The 26849-nt window shown below is 45.5% G+C and carries 22 protein-coding genes and 2 pseudogenes; all 24 read right to left on the reverse strand.

Annotated features, from left to right (window positions below; translation table 11 throughout):
• Positions 1–120: 120 nt before the first annotated feature.
• The 24 genes and pseudogenes from DW251_RS04470 to DW251_RS04575 all read right to left on the reverse strand — a co-directional run bounded on the left by DW251_RS04470 (position 121) and on the right by DW251_RS04575 (position 26737).
• Entirely contained in the window at positions 121–1119 is a 999-nt protein-coding gene (locus DW251_RS04470; RefSeq protein WP_021869416.1) for a hypothetical protein, read from the reverse strand.
• A gap of 12 nt (positions 1120–1131) precedes the next feature.
• The gene (locus DW251_RS04475; RefSeq protein ID WP_118300359.1) at positions 1132–2673 is read right to left on the reverse strand and encodes a sugar ABC transporter ATP-binding protein; all 1542 of its coding nucleotides are present in this window, start codon (positions 2671–2673) and stop codon (positions 1132–1134) included.
• Between the two features lie 120 nt (positions 2674–2793).
• A complete protein-coding gene (locus tag DW251_RS04480; protein ID WP_021869418.1) occupies positions 2794–3924 on the reverse strand; it encodes a substrate-binding domain-containing protein in 1131 nt (376 codons plus the stop codon).
• 175 nt (positions 3925–4099) lie between these two features.
• Positions 4100–5158 (reverse strand): galactose ABC transporter substrate-binding protein, encoded by a 1059-nt coding sequence (locus DW251_RS04485; RefSeq protein WP_021869419.1) that lies wholly within the window; start codon positions 5156–5158, stop codon positions 4100–4102.
• 12 nt (positions 5159–5170) lie between these two features.
• Complete coding sequence (locus DW251_RS04490; protein WP_021869420.1) at positions 5171–6142, reverse strand: substrate-binding domain-containing protein; 972 nt, start codon at positions 6140–6142, stop codon at positions 5171–5173.
• Positions 6135–7961: a sensor histidine kinase gene (locus tag DW251_RS04495; RefSeq protein ID WP_021869421.1), complete on the reverse strand. Its 1827-nt coding sequence runs from the start codon at positions 7959–7961 to the stop codon at positions 6135–6137. The genes DW251_RS04490 and DW251_RS04495 overlap by 8 nt, the downstream gene beginning before the upstream one ends.
• Positions 7961–9598, reverse strand: coding sequence for a response regulator (locus DW251_RS04500; RefSeq protein WP_021869422.1), 1638 nt, complete (start codon positions 9596–9598; stop codon positions 7961–7963). The genes DW251_RS04495 and DW251_RS04500 overlap by 1 nt, the downstream gene beginning before the upstream one ends.
• A gap of 16 nt (positions 9599–9614) precedes the next feature.
• Positions 9615–10277, reverse strand: coding sequence for a precorrin-8X methylmutase (locus tag DW251_RS18185; RefSeq protein WP_279217517.1), 663 nt, complete (start codon positions 10275–10277; stop codon positions 9615–9617).
• Positions 10266–11789, reverse strand: a pseudogene (locus tag DW251_RS04505) (cobyric acid synthase); the annotation flags it as partial. The pseudogene DW251_RS04505 and the gene DW251_RS18185, both read right to left, overlap by 12 nt.
• Before the next feature lie 4 nt (positions 11790–11793).
• A complete protein-coding gene (locus DW251_RS04510) occupies positions 11794–13038 on the reverse strand; it encodes a threonine-phosphate decarboxylase (RefSeq protein WP_118300361.1) in 1245 nt (414 codons plus the stop codon).
• 118 nt (positions 13039–13156) lie between these two features.
• Complete coding sequence (cbiB, locus tag DW251_RS04515) at positions 13157–14131, reverse strand: adenosylcobinamide-phosphate synthase CbiB (RefSeq protein ID WP_021870996.1); 975 nt, start codon at positions 14129–14131, stop codon at positions 13157–13159.
• A gap of 121 nt (positions 14132–14252) precedes the next feature.
• The gene (locus DW251_RS04520) at positions 14253–14744 is read right to left on the reverse strand and encodes a bifunctional adenosylcobinamide kinase/adenosylcobinamide-phosphate guanylyltransferase (RefSeq protein ID WP_021870995.1); all 492 of its coding nucleotides are present in this window, start codon (positions 14742–14744) and stop codon (positions 14253–14255) included.
• 73 nt (positions 14745–14817) lie between these two features.
• Positions 14818–15603 carry an adenosylcobinamide-GDP ribazoletransferase gene (locus DW251_RS04525; protein WP_021870994.1) on the reverse strand — a complete coding sequence of 262 codons (786 nt, stop codon included), beginning with the start codon at positions 15601–15603 and terminating at the stop codon, positions 14818–14820.
• A gap of 2 nt (positions 15604–15605) precedes the next feature.
• Positions 15606–16157: a bifunctional adenosylcobinamide kinase/adenosylcobinamide-phosphate guanylyltransferase gene (locus tag DW251_RS04530; RefSeq protein WP_118300362.1), complete on the reverse strand. Its 552-nt coding sequence runs from the start codon at positions 16155–16157 to the stop codon at positions 15606–15608.
• 2 nt (positions 16158–16159) lie between these two features.
• Positions 16160–17260: a nicotinate-nucleotide--dimethylbenzimidazole phosphoribosyltransferase gene (gene cobT, locus DW251_RS04535; protein WP_021870992.1), complete on the reverse strand. Its 1101-nt coding sequence runs from the start codon at positions 17258–17260 to the stop codon at positions 16160–16162.
• A 1-nt stretch (position 17261) separates the two neighbouring features.
• The gene (locus tag DW251_RS04540; protein ID WP_021870991.1) at positions 17262–18749 is read right to left on the reverse strand and encodes a cobyrinate a,c-diamide synthase; all 1488 of its coding nucleotides are present in this window, start codon (positions 18747–18749) and stop codon (positions 17262–17264) included.
• Positions 18734–20050: a precorrin-6y C5,15-methyltransferase (decarboxylating) subunit CbiE gene (gene cbiE / locus DW251_RS04545; protein WP_021870990.1), complete on the reverse strand. Its 1317-nt coding sequence runs from the start codon at positions 20048–20050 to the stop codon at positions 18734–18736. Before cbiE ends, DW251_RS04540 begins: the two co-directional genes overlap by 16 nt.
• Positions 20037–20846, reverse strand: a complete 810-nt coding sequence (gene cobK, locus DW251_RS04550) for a precorrin-6A reductase (RefSeq protein WP_021870989.1) — start codon at positions 20844–20846, stop codon at positions 20037–20039. Before cobK ends, cbiE begins: the two co-directional genes overlap by 14 nt.
• A gap of 1 nt (position 20847) precedes the next feature.
• On the reverse strand, positions 20848–21645 hold the full coding sequence (cobJ, locus tag DW251_RS18560; protein WP_347474621.1) for a precorrin-3B C(17)-methyltransferase: 798 nt from the start codon (positions 21643–21645) through the stop codon (positions 20848–20850).
• Positions 21646–22389, reverse strand: a pseudogene (gene cobM, locus DW251_RS18565) (precorrin-4 C(11)-methyltransferase); the annotation flags it as partial.
• Between the two features lie 37 nt (positions 22390–22426).
• Positions 22427–23620 carry a cobalt-precorrin-5B (C(1))-methyltransferase CbiD gene (gene cbiD / locus DW251_RS04560; protein WP_118300363.1) on the reverse strand — a complete coding sequence of 398 codons (1194 nt, stop codon included), beginning with the start codon at positions 23618–23620 and terminating at the stop codon, positions 22427–22429.
• A gap of 129 nt (positions 23621–23749) precedes the next feature.
• Positions 23750–24589 (reverse strand): sugar phosphate isomerase/epimerase family protein, encoded by an 840-nt coding sequence (locus tag DW251_RS04565; protein WP_021870986.1) that lies wholly within the window; start codon positions 24587–24589, stop codon positions 23750–23752.
• A 17-nt stretch (positions 24590–24606) separates the two neighbouring features.
• Positions 24607–25926 carry an aspartate kinase gene (locus tag DW251_RS04570; protein WP_118300364.1) on the reverse strand — a complete coding sequence of 440 codons (1320 nt, stop codon included), beginning with the start codon at positions 25924–25926 and terminating at the stop codon, positions 24607–24609.
• A gap of 229 nt (positions 25927–26155) precedes the next feature.
• Complete coding sequence (locus DW251_RS04575; RefSeq protein ID WP_118300365.1) at positions 26156–26737, reverse strand: hydrolase; 582 nt, start codon at positions 26735–26737, stop codon at positions 26156–26158.
• Positions 26738–26849 lie beyond the last annotated feature (112 nt).

The raw sequence follows: 26849 nt of genomic DNA on the forward strand, positions 1-26849 counted from the left end.
CTGTCACCGGCAGCATTTTTCCATACATGACAGAAAAAATATGGGCACCAGATCCGGTCAATCACAGATCTGGCGCCCAGCCAAAAATATTTTATGCTTTAGAATATTATGAGTCAGTAATTACTTCTTAGCAATGTACTTTCTGATATCCAGTGCGATCGCAACTACGATAACGATACCCTGTGCAATGTACTGGTAGTTTGTATCAACACCCAGATACTGTAAGCAGGTCTTTAAGATCTCAAATACCAGAACGCCGATAAGAACACCGGAGATACGACCAATACCACCGTTTACAGATACACCGCCGATGGTGCAGGCTGCGATTGCTTCCAGCTCCCAGCCGTAACCCATATTTACAGAGGAACCACCGGATTTAGCACCTACCAGGAAACCGCCCAGTGCGTAGCATGCTGCTGCTGTGATATAGATGATGATCTTGGTTTTCTTTGTATTTACGCCGGAAACTTCTGCTGCCTGCTCATTTCCACCGATAGCGTACATATATTTGCCGTGAGGCATCTTGTTATATACAAACCACATTACAATACCAACTGCTAAAGCGATCAGGAACAGATAAGGGATAAAACCAAATAACTGTCCTTTTGCAACCTCTGTGTAAGCAGCACGATAACCACCAATAGGAGTTGCGTTGGTATAAACCAGGCAGACACCGTATACGATTAGCTGCATACCTAAGGTTCCGATGAATGCAGGAACCTGCAGATAAGAAACTACGATACCGTTGATAGCACCAAAGATAGCACATACAGCTACACAGATAAGCAGTACAGCTGCTACCCACCATACACCATAAAATGGCATGTTAGGGAAGAACTTGCCGCTGTAATCAGCCTTCTGAAGTAAAGTACCTGCCAGGCAGGCAGATAAACCTACCATACGTCCTGCAGAAAGGTCAGTACCTTTGGTGATCAGACACCCGGATACGCCGCAGGCGATGATGAAACGTGGTGCTACGTTAAGTGCAATATTTTTTAAGTTGGAGCCGGATACGAATGTCGGCTGCATGATACCGGTGTAAATAGCTAATAACACCAGAACGACTATAATTCCGTTATTAATAAGGAAATCCTTTAAATTAAATTTTTTCGCTGTCATGGCTTAATCCTCCTACTTGGACTCTGTGGTTGATTTTCCCTGAAGATCAAACTGTGTCGCAAAGGACATAATTCTCTCCTGGGTTGCTTCTTCCCCTTCTACTTCGCCGGTGATATGTCCGTTACACATTACAATGATACGGTTGGACATACCGATCAGCTCCGGCATTTCAGAAGAGATCATGATAATGGACTTGCCCTGTTTTACCAGGTCGATCATGATCTGATAGATCTCATACTTGGCACCTACGTCAATACCTCTTGTAGGCTCATCCATGATCAGGATATCCGGGTTGTTTGCCAGCCAGCGGGCGATGATAACCTTCTGCTGATTACCACCGGAAAGAGACTGGATCAGTGTCTTTCCACTAGGAGTCTTGATGTTCAGCTTCTGGATGCTGTCTTTTACAACTGCATCTACTTTCTTCTGATCGATCACACCGTTGTTTGTATAGTTCTTATAAGAAGCGATCGCAGTGTTATCGTTGATGCTTAAGCAGCCTAAGATACCAGTTCCACGACGATCCTCTGTGATCATACCAATGGAATTATCAATAGCATCTTCCGGTTTCTTGATATTAACCTGCTTGCCAAGGACTTCTACCGTACCGCTGGCAATATGTCTCATACCGAAGATTGCTTCCATCATCTCTGTTCTCTGTGCGCCTACCAGACCGCCGAATCCAAGGATCTCGCCTCTCTTTAACTCAAAGGAACAATCCTGGAAGGAACGTTCATGAATGCTGCACAGGTGCTCTACCTTCAGAATCGTCTCATCTGTTCTGTAATCTTCCTTTGGAGGATATACATTGGTCAGCTCACGTCCAACCATCTGTTTTACGATCTCATCATCGGAAATATCCTTTACTTCCCAGGATCCTACATATGTACCATCTCGCATAATAGTAATATCGTCTGCGATCTGACGGATCTCAGCCATCTTATGGCTGATATATATCATAGAAACGCCTCTGGACTTTAAGTCCCTGATAATGCGGAACAGCGCTTCTACTTCATTATCAGTCAGAGAGGATGTAGGCTCATCCAGGATCACGATCTTTGCGTGCTGACTGACTGCCTTTGCGATCTCTACTGACTGCATCTGTCCAATTGACAATGTTCCCAGTTTTGCCTTAGGATCAAAATTCATTTTTACATCTTTTAACCATTTCTCAGCTTCACTGTTCATGGTCTTGTGATCCACCATTTTAAGAGGACCAACACTCTTCATGGGATATCTTCCCAGATACATATTTTCTGCAATAGAACGATCCGGTATTGGCTGAAGTTCCTGATGAACCATTGCCAGGCCCTTGCGAAGGGCATCATCCGGATTTGTTATCTCCGTTTTTTCACCATCAATAATGATCTGTCCTTCATCCATCTTATAAATGCCGAAAAGACATTTCATAAGGGTGGATTTTCCGGCGCCGTTTTCCCCCATCAGCGCATGGACAGTTCCGGGACGTACTTTCAAGTTTATCCCATCCAGTGCCTTTACGCCAGGGAAGCTTTTACTGACTCCTATCATTTCCAGTCTGTACTGCTCTGCCATCCCGTTACTCCTTTCAATTCCTGTGACGCTTTTTCTATGCCCTCCGGGAGCATATTTTCCTTAAAAATCGGGTGTGACGGAATGACCCGCACACCCGATAAATAGTCAGTTAACTGTAACTTATTTTAACTTGTCAAGGATTTCCTGTGCGTTTGCGTTAGTAACCTTGATGTAGTCTACAGGGATCTTTGCATCAACTTCTTCGCCGCTGATGAACTGAACAGCTGCGTCTGCTGCTGCCTTAGCCTGTGAGAAGTGATCGTTAAATACAGTACCGGTCTGCTTGCCATCGATAACGTTCTGAACTGCCTCGGTCAGAGCATCTACACCTACTAAGTAAATATCTTCATTTACCTTACGTCCAGCTGCTTCGATTGCCTGTAAAGCGCCCAGTGCCATTGCGTCGTTGTTGCAGAAGATAACTTCGATCTTGTCGCCGTACTGGTTTAAAGCATCCTGTGCGATCTGCTGAGCCTTAGCCTGATCCCAGTCACCACGCTGCTTTAACAGTTCTTCTACTTCTACGCCAGCGTCTGTTAATGCCTTAACGGAGAATTCAGTTCTGTACTGGGCATCTACGTTCTCAGGGTCGCCCTGGATCATGATGTAGGAAACTTTTCCATCACCATTGATATCGCCCTTGGTCTCTGTCTCTAAGATCTCTTCGCCCTGATAGGTACCGGACTGTCTTGCATCACAGCCTACATAAGTAGCGTTGATCTTTTCGTCAACCCATCTCTGCTCTTCTGCCTCATCTGGCTCACGGTTGATGTAAACAACAGGAATTCCTGCTTCTTTACACATATCTGTGATCTCCGGTGCGGAAGAAGCCTGTACCAGGTTCAGGATCAGAACATCATACTTCTGGGTAATGAAGTTGTTGATCTGGTTGGTCTGCTCTGCCTGATCGCCCTTACCATCCTGGATAACTACGTTCTCTGGCTTAAATCCTAAATCTTCGGTCAGATAACGCTGCAGTTCCTGTCTGTACAGAGTCATAAAGTTATCATCGAATTTATAAATGCTGATGCCCACTTTCTTATCAGCAACATCTGCTGTTCCAGCTGCATTTGCTGCAGTCTCTGCTGCTTCCTTAGCTGCCTCTGTAGCTGCTTCGCTTGCTGCTGCAGTTTCCTTAGCTGCTTCAGTAGGAGCTGCTGTTGTAGCGGTGTTTCCGCCGCCGCAGGCTGCCAGTGAAAGTGCCATTGCGGATGCCATAGCTGCTGCTGTAACTTTCTTAACTAATCTCATAATTGTAATCCTCCCTATACATATGATTTTGTTTTTTTATCGCTTTTGGTGTTTTTTCCTTAACGACAAGCACATTATAAATCTGCGTTGTGCATTTTTCTATAAGATTTTTTAAGGAGTATTATGAAATTTCTTTGATTTTACATTATTGCTGAAAAAAATTATTATTTTTATGTCATTTATTGTCAGTTCCTGCAATATCCGCCTGGGTCAGTCCTTTCTGGCTGCACCAGAAATATTTTCCGTTTTCCAGTTTTATGCTCTCATCAATGGGAAGTCCCCGGCTTAAAGAGGCTGCGATCCCGAAAATAGCGTTTGCATAGCCTTCTTTATCCGCTTCTACAGTTCCAAAAAGCTTTCCTGCCTTCAGTGCTTCCACACCGGGAGGCGTTGCATCGATACCTGCTAATTTGATCGTTCCGGGAAGGATCCCCGCCCGCTCAATAGCATCGATCGCGCCTAAGGCCATATCATCATTATTGCAGATGACCAGTTCGATCTGGTCCGGATAGTCGGTAAGCCACTGTTCCATCATGGCAGATGCCTGGCTGCGTTCCCAGCTGGCAATGCCGCCTGTGATTTTTTCCAGAGGAACTCCCCCGTCTTTTAATGTCTGGATAGACCATTCTGTACGGATCAGGGAGTCCTGGTGATTGCTTTCCCCTTCTAAAAGTACATAGCTGACGGTTCCATCCCCGTTCCGGTCCAGGCTTGCAGGATCCTTCCTGTAGGCATCTACCAGGATCTTTCCTTCCAGAACAGCAGACTCTTTTGCGTCTGCCCCTACATAATAAAGCTTCTCCCACCGGTTCATATCCTCTTCCACTGGTTCCCTGTTAAAAAAGATCACAGGCACATCTGCTGCCATGGCTTTATCAATGACAACAGAAGCTGCAAAGCGATCTACGATATTCACACACAAGGCATTGCATCCTAACTCCAGCAGCCGGTCCACCTGGTTGTTCTGGGTATTCTGGTTGCTTTTTGCATCCAAAATATCCAGGGTCACTTTGATCCCCTCTGTCCGTTCATATTCTTTCGCCTTTTCTTCGATATAAGAACGCAGGGTGCTGATAAAGGTATCATCCCCCCTGTAAAGAAGAAGTCCCACACGTATTTCCTTGGACGCCGCCTCTTTTTTTGCTCCGTTTCCTGCCAGGATAAACACCGCGATAATTACGATGATCGCAAACATACCAAAAAGCATTACTCCGGTTCCTTTTGTTTTCTTCATCCTTTTTACCCCCTATTCCATTGGATAGAGCATTTTCTCATATGCGCCGGAAGCCAGTTCCTGCTGATCCAGATAGACCGGATCCAACAAAGTTTCCTGTTTCTGCCTGCTTCCGTGAATGGCTTCCACTGCTTTTTTTATGCTTAAATATCCCTGGCTGAACTGGTCATAGGTCACAAGTCCGTCAATAATACCCTGATCCAGGAGATTTAAGATCCCCGTAGTAGAACCAATGCCATAAAGGGCAGATACATGATCCCTGTAAACAGAGCTTTCATTTAAGATAGAAGCTGTCCGGTCCAAAGACTGCACATCCAGAGCCACCACTTCTACCGGACCGGTCCCCGGATAGACTGTATTTTCGATCACCTTGCGAAAAGCCTTTCCTTCTTTATCTACATATAACTCATAAGAGATCCCCTGGTCATTTAAAACAGAGCAGACCCCTTCGTAGGCGTCCTGTACGCCGTTATAAGCCATTCCCTGGGCAAACAAACACACTTTTTCACCTGGAAGGTTCTTTTCTGCTGCTTTTTCTCCCAATATTCTTCCGGCTTCAAAATAATCAATGAGAATAGAGTCTGTCACAAAATCACTGGGGGAAGACGCGCTTACAAAAATCACCGGGCATCCTGGATTTAAACTTTCTAACGCCATAACCGCCGCCTTTTCCTCTGCCGGTTCGATCACCACAGCACCTGCCCCGTCCCGGATCTCCCTGGTGGTCAGTTCCACCTGCTGATCCTGATCTTTTCGGTCATAAAGAGTGATCAACCTTACATCACTTCGCAGATCTGTAGCTGCCTTTTCCATTCCTTTTCTGAAATTCTGATAATAATCGTCCGTGTCTTCGCTTAAGATTACAGAAATGGAGTCGATCTGTACAGCCCGCTCTTTTATGATCAGATCTGTAGAAGACATCAGAAACAGAAGGACCAGAAACACAGCCCCTGCGCATAAAAGCATTTTTTCTCTTCTAGGCATGTTTCTCCTCCTTCTTTGCATTTTGCTCTTTTAATGCTTCTTCTTTTGCTATTTCTTCATATGAAACAGCCGGCAGATGCATCAGCACTGTCGTTCCTTCATCCGGTTCTGAATTTATGGAAAGACCATAGTCTTTTCCAAAATACAGATGGATCCTCTCATTTACGTTCTTTACGCCAATGCCGGAACCCCGCCTGGAAGGGACATGGCTGGTATCTGTAAACAGACGCTCTACCTGTTCTTCGGTCATGCCAAGTCCATTGTCCTCTACGCTTAAATACAGATCGTTGTTCTCTTTCCATGCCCGTATTTTGATCTCGCCGTCACCATCCATAAATTCCATTCCATGATAAATGGCATTTTCCACCATAGGCTGTAAAATAAGCTTCAGACTGGCAAGTCCTAATACCTCGTCCTCTGCCTCAATAGAATAAGAGAATTTATTTTTATAGCGCATATGCTGGATCATCAGGTAGTTTCGCACATGCTCCAATTCGTCCCGCACCGGGATAATACTTTTTCCCTTACTTAAACTGATGCGGAAGAAACGTGCCAGCGCCGTTACTGCTTTCACCGCCTCTGACTGCTTTTCATTTTCGATCATCCATACGATGATATCCAGTGTATTGTAGAGGAAATGGGGATTGATCTGGGACTGTAACGTATCAAACTCGCTTTTTCGCTTGGACTCATGTTCTGCCACAATATCATCCATAAGACGTTTGATCTGCCTTGCCATGTTCTGGATGGATTTTCCCAAATGCTGGATCTCGTAGGATCCACCTGTATAAACTTCTGTTTCCAGATTTCCTTCCTCGATCTGATTGACAGATTTTTCCAGTTCCTTAATGGGGTCTGTAATACGGGAAGAAATATAGGAGTTGATGATGGTCAGAATAAACAACACCAGTGCAATAATAAACACGATCAAAATACGTGTCTTAATAGCGTTTAAAGATACTGTGTCAAGAGGCATGACACCTACGATCTTCCAGCCTGTATAACCTACTGTTTTTATAGATACTACCCGGGTCTGTCCCTGCCATTGCTCCTGATAATTTCCATCCCTTAAAATGGCTGTGTTATCATTATTTTCCATTGCAAGGCCGGAGCTGATCAGCTGGCCGTTCGGGTGATAGATCAGGTCCCCGTTGCTGTCTGTAAGATAAACATAGCCTCCTTTTGCCAGGTTCATTCCGTCAAACAGCTGTTCCAGACTGTTATAGCGCAGATCAATGAGCAAAACGCCCTGATCTGTATAAGGACCGTCTGTGATCTCTACTGCTCTTGCCACAGATACCACCCAACGATACTGGCTGTCTCCTGTATCAAAAATATGCTGTACATGAGGCATGGAAAAATGAAGATTTTCTGTTTTTTCCAATGCCGCCGTAAACCAGTCCTGATCTGCCACCTGGGCATTGTTTTTTAATCTTGCTGCAGGAACAGACTCAAGCAGTTCTCCTTCTTTGGAAAACAGGGCGATATTTTCTACATTGTCTTTATTATTATCATAAAGAAGGGTGATCTCCCCGTTAATAGAACCATCTGAGAGATCGGCATTTTTGATCACGCCGTAATACAGGGAGTCTGAAAGTTTCATTACCAGACGCAGGTAGGAGTCCATGGTCCGGCCTAACTGATTGATAAGAATGTGATTTTCCTCCTGAAGGGCAGAGGACATCTGCCCTGACAGCCGTCCATAAAGGGACACTCCGATAAAAACGCTGGCTGCCAGAGCAGTAATGGTGAAATACATAAAGATAATAGAACGGATACTGGCATTTTGAAGCCGGTGTTTTCGCTGTTTCAAAAACATTATTTTGCTCCTCTGAATTTTGTAGGTGAGATACCAAAACGTTTCTTAAACACGTAGCTGAAATAATTCTGCTCCTGATATCCTACTTTTGCCGCGATCACATAGGTCTTGTCATCCGTTTTATTTAAAAGCTCCACAGCTTTGTCTAACCGCACTTCCGTCAGATAAGCCACATAGGTCTTTCCTGTTTCTTTCTTAAACATGGTGGAGAAATAAGCCGGGCTCATATGCAGGTGACGGCAGATCTTCTCCACAGACAGATCCGCATCCTGATAATTGTCCATAATATACTGTCTGGCTTCCTGGATCACCTGTTTTGTGGTGTTATCACGCTCTGTATTTACAGACTGGTTTACTGCTGTGGCCGCCTGGAGAAGCCATTTTACAAAATCTTCCTTTTTCTGGGTGCTGGAGATCAGGACAAAGGCCTCATTTAAGTCAGACTCTCCCTGGAAAATGGTCTCCATATCCAGATCATACATCTGCACCAGCTGGATCATACAGTTTAACACACTTAACATATAGGTCTGGCACTGACGCTGATGGACTTTTGCATCACTGATCTTGTCGGCAATTTTATGTACCACTTCTTCGATCTTTTCCTGAGGGCCGAATTTTACAGCACCTACCAGTTCTGCCTCGTCTTTGCTGTCAAACTGCAGTTTTCCCCTGCTTACCGGCTCCACATCGTTAATGTAAATGGTATTTCCGGCTCCTACGATGGCCTTATAGCCTAAGGCATTTACCGCATCTTTATAAGACTCACAGATCATTCCCAAGTCCTGGGTGCTGTGACCGATACCAATAGTGATGGGCACTGCAAGGATCTTTCTGGTTTCTTTGCAGATATCACTTAATACAGCAGTCAGACCGGTCTGGGTATTTTCCTCATCAATCGCTGCGATCACACCGATCTGGGCATCGCTGCTGCCAGTAGAATTAAAAGTTGAAAAACGGCAGTATTTTCCAAGCTTTTCCTCTAAGATCTGCATAACAGAAATAGGGATCAGGTCCTGTTCACGGTGGATCGCCAGTTCCCCTTCGCCCTCTTCTTCCGGCCGGTCAATGCCTACCGCTGCTGCGATCCATTTCTGTGCACCTGAAAGAGGAATGCCGTATTCTTTTAAACGTGTTTCAACGGTCTCAGAAGCAACCGGGGCATTTACCAGCTCATTTAAAAACTGTTCACGAAGGATCGGCAGGCTTTTAATATAATTTTCCCGCAGCAGGTTTACATTTCGCTTCTGCTCGATCTCCTGGTCCAGATTTGCCTTGATCTTCTGTAAAATGGCAGTCAGCTCTTCTACGTTTACCGGCTTTAATATGTACTCAGTTACATTTAATTTAATAGCCTGCTTCGCATACTCAAAGTCATCGTAACCAGAGAAAATAACGATCTTCATAGACGGGTATTTCTGGCGCACACGCTCTGCCAGTGTCAGTCCGTCCATATAAGGCATGCGAATGTCGGTTAAGATCAGGTCAGGCTCTAAAGCTTCAATCTTTTCTAAGGCATCTTCCCCGTTTTCCGCATCCCCTGCTACTAAAAATCCATTTTCCTCCCATTTGATCTTGCGGATAATGCTCTTTCTTACCTCTTCCTCATCATCTACAAGGATAATACGATATAGTTTCATGTATTTTGTCCCCTTTTTATTTTATCCCATATAGCAAAGCGTTGCAGATTGCCGCTGCTACGTTGCTTCCACCTTTTCTTCCTTCTGCCACGATGTAAGGCGTGTCTTTCAATGAAAGGATCAGTTCTTTGGACTGGATCACATTCACAAAGCCTACCGGCGCACCGATGATCAGGGCCGGTTTTATTTTTCTCTCCTGGATCAGCTCATACAGGCGGATCAGAGCCGTTGGGGCATTTCCAATGGCAAAGATACAGGGTCTTGTTCCGTCTCCAAACAGATTGGCTGCCTTATCCATACTTGCAACCGCTCTTGTGCTGCCGTTTTTCTTTGCCTCTGCTGCCACATCTTCATCTGCCATAAAGCATAAAGCTTCTCCTCCGTAGCTTTCCAGCCGCTTTTTATTTACGCCGGACCAGCCCATTTTCGTATCAGTAATGATCACTGCTCCCTTTTTAATGGCTTCTCTTGCCTTTTCTACAACATTTTCGGAAAATTTCAGATGATCTGCATAATCAAAATCCGCTGTTGTGTGGATAGCACGCATGATCACCGGTGCCAGTTCCGGTTCCAGTTCCTTTCCCATAGCCTTTAATTCTTCCCCGATGATCTCAAAGCTTCTGTGTTCTATGTCTGCCGGAAGCACCTGTTCTATATGCACCTTCTCTTCCAGCCCCATGATCTCATATATCTTTTCCATATCCAGACTCTCCCGCAGTATTTCTGCCAGTTTATCATACTGTTCTTCCTTATATGCTATGTAATCCATCTGCCCTGCCATTTCCAGGGTAATGCCCTTTCTGGCTGCCAGGGCAGTTGCTATGGTCTCGCAGATGCCGGGGGCATCAAATACGCCATGGACATAGGAACCATACAGGTTTTTCCGGTTCCAGCCACAGGGGATACCCCTGGCTTCTCTGCCATTTGCACTTTCTCCTGCATTTAACAGGCACAGTGGCTGTTCTTTTTCCCGGCTCTTTGTACGGCCCATATGGATCTCATAACCAGTTAATCTCTTTCCGGAAAGTTCCCTGAAACAGCCGTAAAGTTCCCCGAATCGGCCTTCTGTCTGGGTGCGTACTTTTTCTTCTTCAAATTCAGTTTCTACAGGAAAAAGACCCATTCCACGGATCTTTCCTTTGTGGGATGACTCAATGGCAAGTTCGTCCACCAGCCATTCTCCCATCATCTGGAAACCGCCGCAAATTCCCCATACAGGAACCTGGCGGGCTGCCAGCTTAAGGATCGCTGCTTCCAGGCCGATCTGGCGCATCCACAATAAATCATCAATGGTATTTTTCGTTCCCGGAAGGATCACCATGTCTGGCGTTTTTAATTCAGAAGGCTTTGAGACATAACGGATGGAGACCTCATCCATACGCTCAAATACATCCATATCTGTAAAGTTGGAAATTTTTGGAAAACGGATCACCGCAATGTCGATGCAGCCCTTCTGTCTTGTATTTCCCAGTTTGCTGCTTAAGCTGTCCTCATCTTCGATATCTACATTCATATAGGGGACAACGCCTGCCACCGGTATCTTACAAAGATCTTCTAACTGGCGAAGTCCCGGCTCCAGGATCGACTTATCTCCCCGGAATTTATTAATAATAAGCCCTTTTATGCGGTTCCGCTCTTCAGGCTCTAAAAGTTCTACTGTGCCGTAAAGCTGGGCGAACACACCGCCCCGGTCAATATCCCCGGCAAGGAGCACCGGCGCATCTACCATGGCAGCCAGTCCCATGTTTACAATGTCATCGGATTTTAAGTTGATCTCTGCCGGACTTCCTGCGCCTTCAATGACGATCACGTCATAGGCTTCGTCCAGACGTTTGTATGCTTCCATGATCTGTGGGATCAGCTGCTTTTTGTAGGCAAAATAGTCTTTTGCCCGCATATTTCCGATGGAAACACCGTTTACGATCACCTGGGAACCCACATCGGTAGTGGGTTTGAGCAAAATAGGGTTCATATCCGCAGAAGGCTTTACTCCTGCCGCCTCTGCCTGGACCACCTGTGCCCGGCCCATTTCCAGGCCGTCTTCTGTAATAAAGGAGTTAAGAGCCATGTTCTGGGATTTAAAAGGCGCTGTTTTATAGCCGTCCTGGGCGAAAATGCGGCACAGGCCCGCTGCGATCAGACTTTTTCCTGCATTGGACATGGTTCCCTGTATCATAATGGATCTTGCCATGGTTTTATTCCTCCTTTTCAGGTCTGTGGGGTGCTTGTGTTGGATTGGCATCCGTATATACGGTATCTGTATGTTTTGTATCTGCACATTTTATATCTGTACGTTTGGTGACTGTACATTGGGAAAGTTTGTGTAAGAACTCTCTGTTTTCTTCTTCTGTTTTTACGCAGATGCGGTAGCAGGATGCGTCCAGGCCCGGATAATTGGAGCAGCTGCGGATGAGGACGCCCTGTTTTAGCATGCGGTCGTACAGGCTGTCTGTTGCTCCTTCCAGAGTCTTTTCCATAAAGAAAATATAATTGGCCTGGGACGGATAGACGATATAGCCCAGTTCTGTTAATGCCGCCTCCATTTTTTCTCTCTGCTCATGGATCAGTTTTCTGGTTTTTAATACATATTCTGTCTCTTTTAAGGCTGCAATGCCTGCTCTCTGGGCCAGTCCTGACACAGACCAGGGCTGTCTTACCTGACAGATCTTTGTTAAAACATCTTCGTTACTGCATAAAGCGTAACCTAAACGCAGGCCTGCCATGGCATAGATCTTGGTAAATGCCTTTAAAACAAAGACATGGGAGAGCTTCTCTAAAAACGGAATAATGCTGTAAGCTTCCGGTTCATCTAAAAACTCTTCAAAACACTCATCCACAACCAGAAAGGTATTTGTTTTTTCGCAGGTTTCAGCCAGTTTTAAGACCTGCTCTTTTTTTACGGTAATGCCGGTTGGGTTGTTGGGGTTGCACAGGAATAAAATGTCGTAGCCGTTGTTGGCTTCTGATGTAGATTTCTGTTGGTCAGAACAACCGACTGCGGTAGTATTATAAGTGGCATTAGCCCGTTCCAGCGTTTTACACAGTTCCTCCACATCCAGACGATAGCCATTTTCCTCTTTGAGATAAAAAAGATCAATATCACAGTCCACTGCCTTCAATGCCTGCTCATATTCCAGGAAAGAAGGAGCTAAAAGCAGTGCTTTTTTCGGCTTTAAGGCAAATGCAAGTCCAAAGATCAGATCCGCTGCCCCATCACCGCAGAGGATCCAGTCCTGAGTCACCTTATGGTAGTCAGCTAATGCCTTTACCAGATCCCTGCACTGGCTGTCCGGGTAAACGCAGCAGACTGGCTCTTCTATACAACGGGCCAGCTCTTCTTTTACTCCCTGAGGCAGTCCTAAAGGATTGATATTGGCGGAATAGTCTATAGAAACTTTATTGCTGTAAATGTCACCGCCGTGTTGATATTTGGTATGCATATGAATTCCTTCTTTCCAAAATGAATATCTATACTCTGTTCATCTCCCAGCCCGGCTGGGGATGATCTTGAACCAGTTATTTGAATATCTGTATTTGTATTTCCGTGATTATCACCTATCACCTGACTGCTGCCAGGATCATTAACAGCACCACCATCAGTATCCCCTCTGCCAGGAACATTAAAAGAGAGGCTTTCCAGATATCCTCCGGGACGATCTCCCTGTCATTATCCCCGATAAACTGCTTTTTGTGAAGAACCCCAAAATACCAGGCATCCCCGGCAAGACGTAAATGAAGGGCTCCGGCACAGGCGGCTTCTCCGTGGGCTGAGTTGGGGCTGGCATGTTTACGCCGGTCTCTTAAAAATATGCGCCAGGCATTTTTTCCGTCTGCCCCCGGAAGCAGGTATGCTGCCAGTGTCAGCAGACAGCCGGAAATGCGGGCCGGGATAAAATTTAACACATCATCCAGCTTTGCAGCTGTCCGACCAAATAAAATGTATTTATCATTGGTATAGCCGATCATGGAGTCCATGGTATTCACTGCCTTGTAAAAAGTGCCGCCTACCGGTCCGAAAATGGCCATAAACAGGAACGGGGCGATCACACCATCTGAGGTATTTTCTGCCACTGTCTCCACCGCCGCTCTGGTGATACCTGCTGTGTCCAGAACACTGGTATCACGGCCTACGATCATGGAAACTGCCTTTCTGGCTCCTTCTGTATCTCCCTTTTTCAGTTCTTTGCATACCTTCATACTCTCCACACAAAGGCTTTTTGCAGCCAGAAGCTGATAACAGAAAAAGCTTTCCAGAATAAATCTTGCAGTGAGGCCAAGATATCTTCCCGTTATATGAAAGAGCAGACCAGGCATAATGATCCAGAAAAGACACATGATCAGGGTAAGACAGATTCCTGCAAACCGTGGCTTTTCAGGAAAAAGTTTTCGCAATCTCTTCTCCAATCCGCTTATCATATTTCCCATCAGGCGTATCATATGGGGAAAATGATAGGGATCCCCAAAGATCCAGTCCAGAATACTGCCTGTTAAAAGGGCCAGCCCATGAAGCTGCCACAATTGTATCCATTCCATGTTACTATCCTTTCGTTTCTCTTATACCATTTGGCGTTATTACTGTTCATGCATTGCGCGACCAGCAATGGAATTTGCCGTGGTTTCACATTGAAATACAGCAAATTGCACCTTTTTCTCCCTACTTTAACCGCGTTCCAATCCCACAGCAGACCCGCCAGACTTCCTCTGACTTTTCTGCCAGCAGACAGCAGATGCGGCCTGTTTCTTCCCTGTATTCCCGTTCAAAGGGATCAATTGGGACAATACCGTAACCAATCTCATCTGTAACTAAAATGCGGTCCAGGTTGGCGTTATAAATGGTTTCTGCCAGATTTTTCCAGTTGTGAAGACCTGCAGATGTTGTTTCAAATAAAGCTGTTTCCTGCTCATCCGGCAATCCCAATGTCTCATCTTTTTTTAAAATCCGGCGTACCAGCAGGTGAAAATTCCGGCACCAGGTGGAAGTAAGAAATTCTTCCCAGGTGGATGTTTCCCCATCTGCCCAGTGATCTGCCTTTGGATCTTTCTGATGATCTTCCTGAGTTTTTCCTTTTTCCTGTACCCTATTTTCAAAATGTTCTTTTGCAAAGGAAGACTTTCCCTGACATCTTCCTCCAATGACCATGATCATTCGATTTTTCTCCTTCGGTTCTCCTATGCTTATGAACCCTGTTTTCAACTTATTTTTACAAGTTCAGATATTTTCACATTATTCTCAATAAAAATGCCACTACCGTCAGACATATCAGTTCCTCTGCCTGCAGGAAAAATCCAGCCAGGTCTCCAGTAATACCTCCGAAATTCTTTTTGGACCATTTATCATACCAAGCAAAAAGCACTCCCTGAAGCACCAGGCAGACTCCATAAACTTCCAGTCCCTGTACGCCCCAGATGCCAAAAGCCAGCACTGCAAGGAGCACCAATGACAGGAGCAATATTTTCTTATCCAGCTTTTTCTCAGAAGCCTGGGAAAAGGCAGCTGCCAGCCCATTGTTTTTCGCTGACGGAAACATGACTACGGAAAGGCCGCTGAACACCCGCTCACTGAATAAAAACAGCACCGGGTAAAACATGGCCTTTCCCCGGGCATTTTCACAAAATTCATACATGCTTCCTGTATATAATAACAGATATACAACCGCACAGATCACTGCAAACGCCCCTAAATGGGGATCTTTTAGTATTTCCAACTTTTTCGTTCTGTCTCCATAGGAATGGACCGCATCCATAGTGTCCATAAAACCGTCCATATGGATGCCCCCTGTTACAAGAAAGGGGATGGCCGACGCCCAGAGAAATCTTATCCCCACAGACAGATTAAACTGCGCTGCAATAAAGAGCCAAAGCCCTAAAAGGCATCCTTCTATAACACCTACCAGCGGAAAAAAGCACATGGCATGGCTCATTTTTTCCTTGGTCCACTCTACCTGGGGTACAGGGATCTTTGAATACATGGAAATTGCGATCAGACAGGACTCCAACCATTTCATAATTACACTTCTGCTCCTTTTTTCATAACCGGTATACCGTATACTACTTCAACTACCTCTGAAGCCATTTTCGCCAGACGGCAGTTAACAAGACCTAAAAGGCGGATATACTCTAAGGTTTCCTTTTCATACATTTCCCCATCAGAGCCTACTTCATTGGTGATCACTGCGAAAAAATCAGCTGCTTCATCAATTTTGGCAATGTCAGCGCAGATCTTTTCCGCCAGCGCTTCTGTGCGTCTGCCAGGTTCTAATTCTGTTCCAAAAGAACTGCCAAACATTTCATTGGCTGTGAGATTGGAAACACATTCCAGCAACACTGCCAGTTTATTATTTCCAGTTTTTTCCACCCGTCCCACATCTTTCGGACTCTCAATGGTAATAAATCCTTTTCCCTGGCGAAGCTTTTTGTGCCGCTCTACCTTTTTCCTGCCTTCTTCCCCGAATACTTCCATAGTGGCAATATAATACCGGGTCATTTCTCCTGCTTCCAGTATTCTTTTTTCTCCATAGGCAGATTTACCGCTGCCGCTTCCCCCGGTGATCAGTATCATAGCTATTCTTTATCCTCGTTTTTATCTTCTTCAAAATGACAGTAAGGCTTTACCTGTATATCCTGAAAGGTATCCATTTTGCTGTAAATAGTAAGGGCCATATCAAGCATAGGGAAAAACGCAGCTGCTCCCGTTCCTTCTCCCAGGCACATTCCCGCCTGGATCGCAGCCTTTAGCCCAAGGCTGGATAAAACTGCCTGTCCCGCCGGTTCCGCGGACACATGGGAAGCCAGAAGATAGTCAGCCACAGCCGGACAGATCTTCACGGCTGCCAGAGCTGCCGCTCCGGTAATAAGACCGTCTAAAACCACCGGGATCCGCCAGTAGGCACAGCCAAGATAAAAACCTGTCAGTGCCGCCAGATCCAGGCCGCCTACTTTTGATAAAACATCGATCCCGTCAGAAGGATCCGGTCTGTGGATACGGATTCCCTCTTTGATCACTTCTATTTTACGCTTAAGACCAGCATGATCAAGACCTGCGCCTCTGCCTGTTACCACCTCTGGGTCCAGATCTGTAAGCACAGAGATCACAGCGCTGGAAGTAGTGGTATTTCCAATGCCCATTTCTCCTGTGCCAGCCAGATCACAGCCTTTTTCATGTAAGATACCGGCTGCCTCGATCCCCACTTCCAATGCTTTTACAGCCTCTTTTCTGGTCATGGCAGGTTCTTTTAAGAAATCTCTGGTTCCCCAGGCGATCTTACGGTCTAAAATTCCGGTTCCTGTCATATCCGCCGCGATTCCCACATCTACAGGAAGGACTTCTGCCCCTGCACAAGCTGCCATCAGGCAGACGCAGGATCTTCTGGCTGCCATATTTTTGGCAACTGCTGCTGTTACGTCCTGTCCTGTCTGGGTCACACCTTCTGCTACGATCCCATTGTCTGCGCACATGATTACAATACATTTTTTATCCAGGGAAAATTCTTCCCGCCTTTTTACCCCTGCAATGCGGCAGATATCTTCTTCTAACACGCCTAAACTGTTTAATGGCTTTGCCACCCGGTCCCAGTGGGCTTTTGCTGACTTTACTGCTTCTTTATCAATCGGTTTTATCCCCTTTAACACAGTTTCCGGGGAAACAGTCTGTTTCTGGTTCATCTTACTGCTGCCTCTTTCTTTTCATTCTGTATCTGTCACAGGCCTGTACAAACCGTTCCCCAAAACCTTCCAGGGAAGGATAATACAAATGGGGAAAACCTGCCATTACCTGATTTTTTACAGTGACGCAGGGCCAGCTGCGCTTTCCTGTTGGCTTTTTTGCCTGCATTTTGAGTTCATTTTCATCCTGGGTACTTTCCCAGTAATGGAATTCATGGCCTTTGATGGTCTCGCCTGCTTTTAAATACAGACTGTCCTTTTCTGTCCGTACCGTAATATAGCCGAAATGAGAATTTTTCCCTTTTTTGTAGCCTTTCCCGGAAAATACACCTGCCATCTCATAGCCGGTTCCATTTTCATCTTCCAGTTCTTTTAAAAGATAGAGATAACCGCCGCACTCTGCCAGAATGGGCATATCTTCCTCTGCTTTCCGGCGGATCTCATTTCGTATGGTCTCATTTTCTTCCAGCGCTTTTGCATAAAGCTCCGGATAACCGCCGCCAAGTAAAAGACCATCCAGATCATCTGGCAGATGCTTATCATGGACAGGGCTGAACCGGACGATCTGAACGCCCTGTTTTTCCAAAAATTCCAGGTTATCCCTGTAATAAAAGCAGAAAGCCTCATCCCAGGCAACGCCAAGACGGATGCGGATAACTGAATGTGAGATTTTTTCTCCTGCAAATTGGTTTTGCAAAACCAAATCAGCATTTTTCTGAGCTTCACACTTCTGGCTGGAACCATCTGCTGTCACAGTCACAGACCCTAGCACATCTATATCTGCTTTTTCTCCCAGCTTAAGTAATACATCCACATCCAATGTCTTCTCCAGACAGTCACCTAACTGCCTCATCTGCTCCTGAAGGTTCTCGATCTCCCCAGGAAGCACAAGTCCTAAATGACGGCTTCCCACCTGCCAGAAATCCAGTTCCGGTACATATCCTGCTACCAGCACACCTGTTTCTTTTTCGATCACTGCCTTCATCCGCGGATATAACATAGGAGAGATCCTGTTTAATATCACTGCCTGAATATGATTTCCATTTTTATTTGCCTGAGAAAGCTGTGACTCTCCCTGAAAGACCTGAAAGCCCTTGATCAGCGCCGCCAGGGAAAGGCTGGCTCCTTTTGCATCCACTACCAGCACCACCGGCAGATCTAAAATATCCGCTACCTCCCAGGAACTGGCAGCTGTTGTATCTCCGCCTAAGCCGTCAAAATATCCCATTACGCCTTCTACTACTGGAAAATGCGTTTCAGACACTGCTGCATATTTTTCCCTCATGTCCTGTGGCTGTTCAAAGAAACTGTCCAGGTTTCCTCCCTCAATGCCAAGGACTTTCCGATGAAACAGCCCGTCAATATAGTCCGGTCCACATTTATAGGAAAATGGATTTTTCTGTTTTCGTTTTAAAAGTTCCAGGATGCCGCAGGTGACCATAGTCTTTCCGCTGCCGCTTCTTGGAGCTGCGATCATGAATCCAGCCACTCTATCTCCTCCACATCGTCTTTTACCGGATGCTGCATCACTGCAATGTATACCGGATTCTGAGCTATTGGCATATGGTAGCTGCCAAGCTGTTTAACAGGAGAAACCTGAACCTGCAGAAGTTCACCGTCTTCAAAACCATATTCCTTCATACATGCAAGGATCTCTGATACAGTTTCCAAAGTAATGGCATTTGCCACGATCCGCACCGCCGGATTTAAGTTTAACAGGGTACCAATGATCTCCTTCATCTTTCCGCCGCTGCCGCCGATAAAAGCATGGGTAGGTGCCGGAAGTCCCTCAAAAGCCTCCGGTGCTTCTCCCTCTACAATGTGGATATCTTCCCAGTTTCCATGAAACTTTTGCACATTTGCCCGGATCAGTTCCAAAGCTTCCGGTTCCCGCTCAATGGCATACACACTGCCTTCATTACAGCTTCTTCGGATCGCCAGACCCATCTCCACGGATACAGAGCCCGTTCCCGCGCCAATATCATAACAGACACTGTGATTACCGATATAAAGTTTCTCTATAGACAGCCGGCGAATGGTTTCCTTGGTCATCGGAACCTTTCCCCGGATGAAATCTTCGTCTTTCGGGTGCTTTGTGAGATAAATTCTCGTCTCTTCTGCGTGAGGATTTTTCACAATAACGCAGGCAAGACTTCCAAAGGGCCTCTTCTCCTCTTCCATCAGCAATTCTGCAGGGGTAGCTTCGCAGAGAATACGTTCTGTTTCGTATGAGAAATTTTCTCCAGCCCATATTTTCACATTTCCAAGTCCATTACTTACCAGTTCCCTGCAAAGAGCAGAAACACTGCCCTTTCCTCCCAGTAAGATAAAACAGTCTTCATAATGACGGATATGGGAAACTACGTCGCAGCTGCGGCCATGGCTGCTGATACTGTGAACATTCTGCCAGCTTCTGCCGAGTCTGGCGCAGAAATAAGAAAGACTGGATACACCGGGAATATATTCTACCTCCCAGCCTTCCTGCAGGAAAGCTTTGGAAGCCGCTTCTGCCCCGCTGTAAAAGCCGGTATCCCCGGAGAGCACCAGCACTGCCTCATCCCATTCAAAAGAAGAAAGCCAGTTTACCATTTCACTGGGCTTATAAGCTGCCAGCACTGCTTTTCCTTCTGTATAAGGTGCAGCTGCATCTAACATCCTTCTGGCTCCCATTACAGCATCTGCCCGGTCTAAGCAGTCTAAAACCTCGCCTGTCAGCTGGTCATCCTGCCCCATTCCGATCCCTGCAAGATAGATAATGGGTTTTCTCTCCTCATATTCATTCTGAGACATCCTTCATCCACTCCTTTACTGCTTCTTTTGTCTGCTCTAAGGACATTCCTTTATCTTTTGGCCGGTCGATCACAACAGCTGTTGCTCCCGCTTTTTTTGCAGCCTGCATCTTTTCTTTAAAGCCGCCTGTATCTCCCCCGTCCTTTGTTACCATATAAGAACATTGAAATTCCTTCAATTGTATATAATTCATTTCCGCTGAAAACGGTCCCTGCATGGCAATGATATGTCTTCCGCTGTAGCCCAGTTCCCTGCAGATATGAACAGAAGCTTCCACAGGAAGGACTCTTGCAAAAATCCGTTCTAAATGTCCCGGAAGTCCCTGCCACAGAACCAGTTCCTTGCTTCCTGTAGTGAGGAAGATATTTCCTTCTTTTTCAGAAAGATACCTGACTGCCTCTGCTGTATTTTTCACATGGATAATGCCATTTTTATCGCCTTTGCTATCTTTTGCCTCATCTTCACTTTCTTTTCGCAGGCAGCGCAGAAGGCAGATATCCGGATATTTTTCACAGGCTTTCCGGATATTGGCAGTCACCACCTGGGCATAGGGATGGGTGGCATCGATCACTAGAGACGGGCTCTCTTTTTTCAAAAAAGCTTCCATCGCACCCTCGTCCAGGCGACCGCAGTGTACCGTTAAATGCTTTAAAGACATTTCTTCTTCCAGAAGCTCTGCACCGTATTCCGTTGCCACGCAGACGATTCCGGTAACACCTGACTGTTCGTCCAGCCAGTTAGCCAGTATCCGCCCTTCTGTTGTTCCCGCAAAGAGGATCACATGCTTTTTTGCCATGTTATTTCTCCTTCTTTTGCAGATAGCCTCTTGGTGTCACCATCCATTTGCCGATCTTTACAGTACTGGTTTTTCCAATGAATACTGTCGTAAACATATCCGCCGGATAATCAGCCAGTTCTTTTAAAGATATTACCTTCATCTCTTCCCCATCTCTTCCAATACAGGAAGCTACACCGCAGACTGTTTCCGGTGAACGGTATTTCATGATCCGCTCACAGGCCTGCTTTAAATAGTCCGGTCTGCCTTTGCTGCGGGGATTATATAAGCAGATAACAAAATCTGCCTGGGCTGCCTTTTCTATGCGCTCCCAGATCATTTCTATGGGTGTTAAACGGTCACTTAAGCTGACCACTGCAAAATCATGAGTCAACGGTGCTCCAAGGCCTGCAGCACCGGCACAGGCAGCTGTAACCCCGGGTATCATCTTGATCTCTACTCCCGGATACTGTGCTGACAGCTCCAGGATCAGACCTGCCATACCGTAAACACCGCTGTCCCCACTGCAGATCATGGCTGTATCTTTGCCTTCCATACAGCATTCAAAGGCCATACGGCACCGTGCCTCCTCTTTTGTCATAGGCGTGGTAAGATATTCTTTGTCCGGGAAATAGGGCTTTACAAGGTCCGCATATACCGTATATCCAGCGATCACCTGGCAGTCTCCAATGGCTTTAAACGCTTCTTTTGTCATTCCATCTAAGGAACCCGGTCCCATACCTACTACGTAGAGTTTTCCTGATGCTGCTATTTCCGGCACAGCCGAAACTATTTTCCCGCTGTGGGAGCTTTCTGCCATACGGAATTCTGTTGTAAATCCCGGATCGTACAGCTTTGACCGGTCATAGCCATTTTGTGCCACTGTATTTCCAACTACGATCAAGGCTGTTTTTGTAATATGTTCACGCTCCGCTGCCTCTGCCAGCTCTGCCACAGTGGTACGCACGGTTTTCTCTTCCGGCCAGGTTGCCTTGTATACAATAGCAGCTGGTGTATCCGGGCTGTACCCCCCTGCCATTAATTCCTTTGACAGTTCTTTTAACATTCCCGTACTTAAAAAGATCACCATGGTTGCCTGATGAGAAGCAAACTGGCGGATGCTCTCTCTTTCCGGCACCGGTGTCCTGCCTGCCATTCTGGTAATAATTACGCTTTGGGATATTCCCGGAAGAGTATACTCCATCTGTAAAGCGGCTGCTGTGCCGCAGAAAGAACTGACTCCCGGACAGATATCATAAGTGATCCCCAGCTTGTCCATTGCATCCATCTGCTCTCTGATGGCACCGTAGAGACAGGGATCTCCTGTATGCAGGCGGACTACCTCTTTTTGCTCTTTCCATGCCTGTTCTATAACTTCCATAACCTGTTCCAGGGTCATTTTTGCGCTGTCGTAGATCACAGCCCCCTGTTTTGTCTCTTTTAATAAACCTGGATTGACCAGGGAACCTGCATAAATAACGATATCTGCCTGTTTTAAAAGTCTCAGTCCTCTTACTGTGATCAGGTCCTCTGCTCCCGGACCAGCTCCTACAATGTGTACCATATTTCTCTTCCTTTCCGGAATTTATTTTCGTTTATTTTCAGTCCAGTTTCGTCATATCCTGGGCCAGTATCCTTTTTAACATGTCCATGGCTCCGGGAGACATTCCCAGTATCCCTCTTTCATTGGTAAACAGGATACATTCTACCTTCATGGACTCTCCTGCCCGCAATGTCAGATGCTCCCAGGCCCGTCTTACCACCTGTTCCATAACCTTTTCACGAAGCCTCGGCACTGTCTCTAAAAGTTTTAATCCCTGATCTACAGTAACGGACTCTAAAATCTCCCGGATCAGCTCCGGTCCTGCACCGCAGGCACCGCCCCAGGCTGCCAGAGTTTCCATTCTTCCATCCGCTACAGAAGAATGGGTGTTCATCACACCGGCTGCCAGCTTGATCAGCTTCCCTCCATGTCCGACTAACAGTACCTCCTCAATATTTTCCTGCACTGCCATGTCCAGAGAGTCACCAATAAAATTACTGCACTTTACAGCGTAATCCAGATTTACATTCAACTCATCCCGTAAAAAGCTTTCCCCATAATTCCCCGGTGTCAGGATCATGCTTTTAAGTCCGGCCACATGTTTCTGATGCAATTCTAACTGTATGGTATCGGTAAGTGCTTTCTCACTCATAGGCTCTACCATGCCACTGGTCCCCAAAAGGGAGATACCGCCTTTGATACCCATACGGGGATTAAAGGTCTTTTTGCTGATTTCTATTCCCTGAGGAATAAATATTTCAATATGCAGACTGCCCTGAAATCCATATTGTCTGCAGGCTCTTTCCACATGGGTAAAGATCATTTCCCTTGGTACCGGATTAATAGCAGGTTTTCCTACTTCACAGGCCAGTCCCGGCTTTGTAACGATACCCACGCCCTCTCCTGCTGTAAGATGAAGCCGGATAACCTCATTTTCCCAGATATAGCCTTCTGTCTCCGGTTTATCATCCCTAAATGATACTCTGGAATAGATAGCGATCCCATTGGTCACATCCGGATCATCTCCGGAGTCCTTTCGCACAGCGCAGACTGCCTGCTCCTTTGTAAAACGGATCTCCTCGATCTCCAGATCCAGGTCTAGCCCCTTAGGTGTAGAGACTTTCACCTGACCCACCCGTTTCTGTCCAAGGAGCATAAGAGCCGCTGCCATAGAAGCCGCCGTCCCGCAGGTACCGGTGGTATAGCCCCATCTTAACTTTTTCTGATTTTTATATACATACATTTCTTCCATAGCAAATACCCACAGACCCTTTATGATCTTAAAAATCCTCTTGTGGTATCATACCATATTACCCATTACTCTACAACGCAAAAATGGGACCTTTCGGTCCCAAAACTGTGTGTCTGCATATAGCGGCTTTTATACTGCATCGTATATTTTTTGTAAATACTCTACATCCTGATGATACCGCTCTTTTGTGGAATTTTCCAGAAGCATTGTAATATAAGGCTTGTCTTTTTTCAGGTTTTTCATTAAAGGTTCATAATGGAACAGACCTTCCCCTACATGGGCAAATTCCGGTTTTCCTTCTTTCATCACGAAATCCTTTACATGAACAACCGAAATACGATCTCCGTAAAGACGAAATGCTTTATTGATCTCTTCATCCTGATCTGCAACATGCTCTGCACTGATCAGGTTTACCGGATCCAAAATTGCTTCCACATTTGGAGAATCAATGTCTTCTAAAAATCTCCTCATGATCTCCGGGCAGTAAAGAGTATGATCATGAACCGCCTCTACTCCCACGATCACCCCTAATTTCTCCGCAGCAGATACAATTTCCCTCATGCTCTTTAATAACAACTGATAGCAGCCTTCTGTATAGGTATAGGGAACTACCTTAAAACCTGCATCATAACGTCCGGTTTCCGTTCCCACCATGTCGGCGCCTATAACCTTCGCATATTTTAAATGTTCAATAAACTTTGCTACTGCTTTCTGGCGTTCTTTCTCATCTGGATTTACAGGATTGATATAGCACCCCAGTACAGCCACATGAATATCATTTTCATCCAGTTTTTTTCTGATCATCCGTGCAAATCCAGGCGAATAATGACCATGATCAAAATTATATCCGGCGATGGATTTTCCCATCGCCAGCTGGATCTGATCTACGTGATTGGCAGCAATTGTGTTTACCAGTGTATCAATATCCGTCTTTGGGCAGAGGTCATGGCATCTCATTCCATAATTCATAGTTTTCCCCCAACAATTTATAAATCTACAGTAATAAAGATATCATAAATCGCCTTGATAGCAGTCTCAAAATCAGCGTTCTTAACACCGATAATGATATTCCATTCACTGGATCCCTGATCGATCATCTTTACATTGACTCTTGCATGTGCCAGTGCGGAGAAGATACGGCCTGCAGTGCCTCTGTTGGAGCGCATACCTCTGCCTACCACTGCGATCAGTGCCAGATCTGACTCTAATTCAATGGTATCCGGCTCTGCCACTCTGTGGATACCTGCTACTACAGACTGCTCATAAGCCTCAAATTCTGACTGATGAACGAAAACAGTCATGGTATCGATACCGGATGGCATATGTTCAAAGTTGATGCCGTATTTTTCAAATACGCTTAAAACTTTTCTCCCAAAACCAACCTCAGAATTCATCATTGCCTTTTCAATGTTGATAGAGCAGAAGCCCTTCTTACCTGCAATACCGGTAATGGTATGACGCGGCTTGCGGCAGGTAGTCTCTACGATCAGGGTTCCCTTATCATCCGGACGGTTGGTGTTGCGGATATTGATCGGGATACCTTCCTTACGTACCGGGAAAATAGCATCTTCGTGAAGAACACTTGCACCCATGTAAGCCAGTTCACGAAGCTCTTTATAAGTAATAGTCTCAATAACCTCAGGGTCTTTGATAATTCTTGGGTCAGCTACTAAAAATCCGGAAACATCGGTCCAGTTCTCATAGAGATCTGCATGGATCGCTTTTGCAACGATAGAACCGGTTACATCAGAACCACCTCTGGAGAAGGTCTTTACAGTACCGTCATGACGGGAACCGTAAAATCCAGGGATAACTGCTCTCTCTACATGCTCTAATCGCTCAGAAAGCTCTTTATCGGTAGTGTCTGCTTCAAAGTTTCCATTATCATCAAAGAAAATAACCTCTGCAGCGTCAATAAACTCATATCCCAGATAATTTGCCATAACGATACCATTTAAGTATTCGCCTCTGGAAGCAGCGTAATCTCTTCCTGCTTTTGCAAGAAAGTTTTCTTCAATTTTATCAAATTCATGATCCAGGTTCAGGTTCAGATCCAGTCCGTCAATGATCTCATTGTATCTTTCTTTGATCTTGTCAAGGATCTTCTTGTAAGAACGTCCCTCTGCTACTGCATCATAACATGCATACAGCATATCGGTTACCTTCTCATCCTTGTCATTGCGCTTGCCTGGTGCAGACGGCACTACATATCTTCTGGATTTATCCGCTTTAATAATGTCAGCCACTTTTTTAAACTGCTTTGCATTTGCAAGTGAACTGCCTCCGAACTTAACCACTTTCTTCATGATCTTTATCTCCCTTAAATCGTAGTAAAACACACCTTTTTGATCAGTCTCTGATTTAGTGCGTTACAAGTGCAAATGATACCGTACTTTTCCCATCATGTCAATAGTTTTGGACTAAAAAATTTGCCGTGCAAGGACAAATGTCTTTGCACGGCATACTTTAAAATGGTTCTGTCTTTTATTTAACGTTTTATTTAAGCTTCTGCTCTTAGCCTATTAACGCAGCATTTTAATTTTCCATTTCCTTGTTTACAGACTCTTCACAGGAACGCATGGCAAGAATGGTCTTTTCCATCAGTTCTTCCAGTGTCCAGCCCAGGGTTTCCGCACCTTCACGGATCACATCCCTGGAACATCCGGCAGCAAACTTTTTATCTTTGAATTTCTTTTTAAGGCTGGAAACTTCCATATCCATTACGCTGCGGGAAGGACGCATTCTGGCTGCTGCTCCTACAAGACCTGTAAGCTCATCTACTGCAAAAAGCACCTTTTCCATCTCATGTTCCGGCTTTACATCACAGGCAATGCCGTAACCATGGCTGCAGATGGCGTGGATCAGCTCTTCTTCTGCTCCTGCTTCTCTTAACAGCTCTGGCGCCTTGATACAGTGCTGTTCCGGATACATTTCAAAATCAATATCGTGAAGAAGTCCTGCCATAGCCCAGAAATCCGCATCTTCACCGTATCCCAGTTCATTTGCAAACCATCTCATGGTTCCCTCTACTGTAAGACCATGTAAAATATGAAATGGCTCCTTATTATACTTTTTCAGTAATTCCAATCCCTGTTCTCTTGTAAGTTTCGTAGTCATCTCTTCTGCTTCCTTTCCACCGGATATTCAGATATATCCTGTAGGAATATATCTTTTTATTTTTCACTATTATAATTCTCACATGTAAAAAATGCAAGGCTGACTGCCTTGA

Source organism: Clostridium sp. AM22-11AC (assembly GCF_003473545.1).
GTDB lineage: Bacteria > Bacillota > Clostridia > Lachnospirales > Lachnospiraceae > Enterocloster.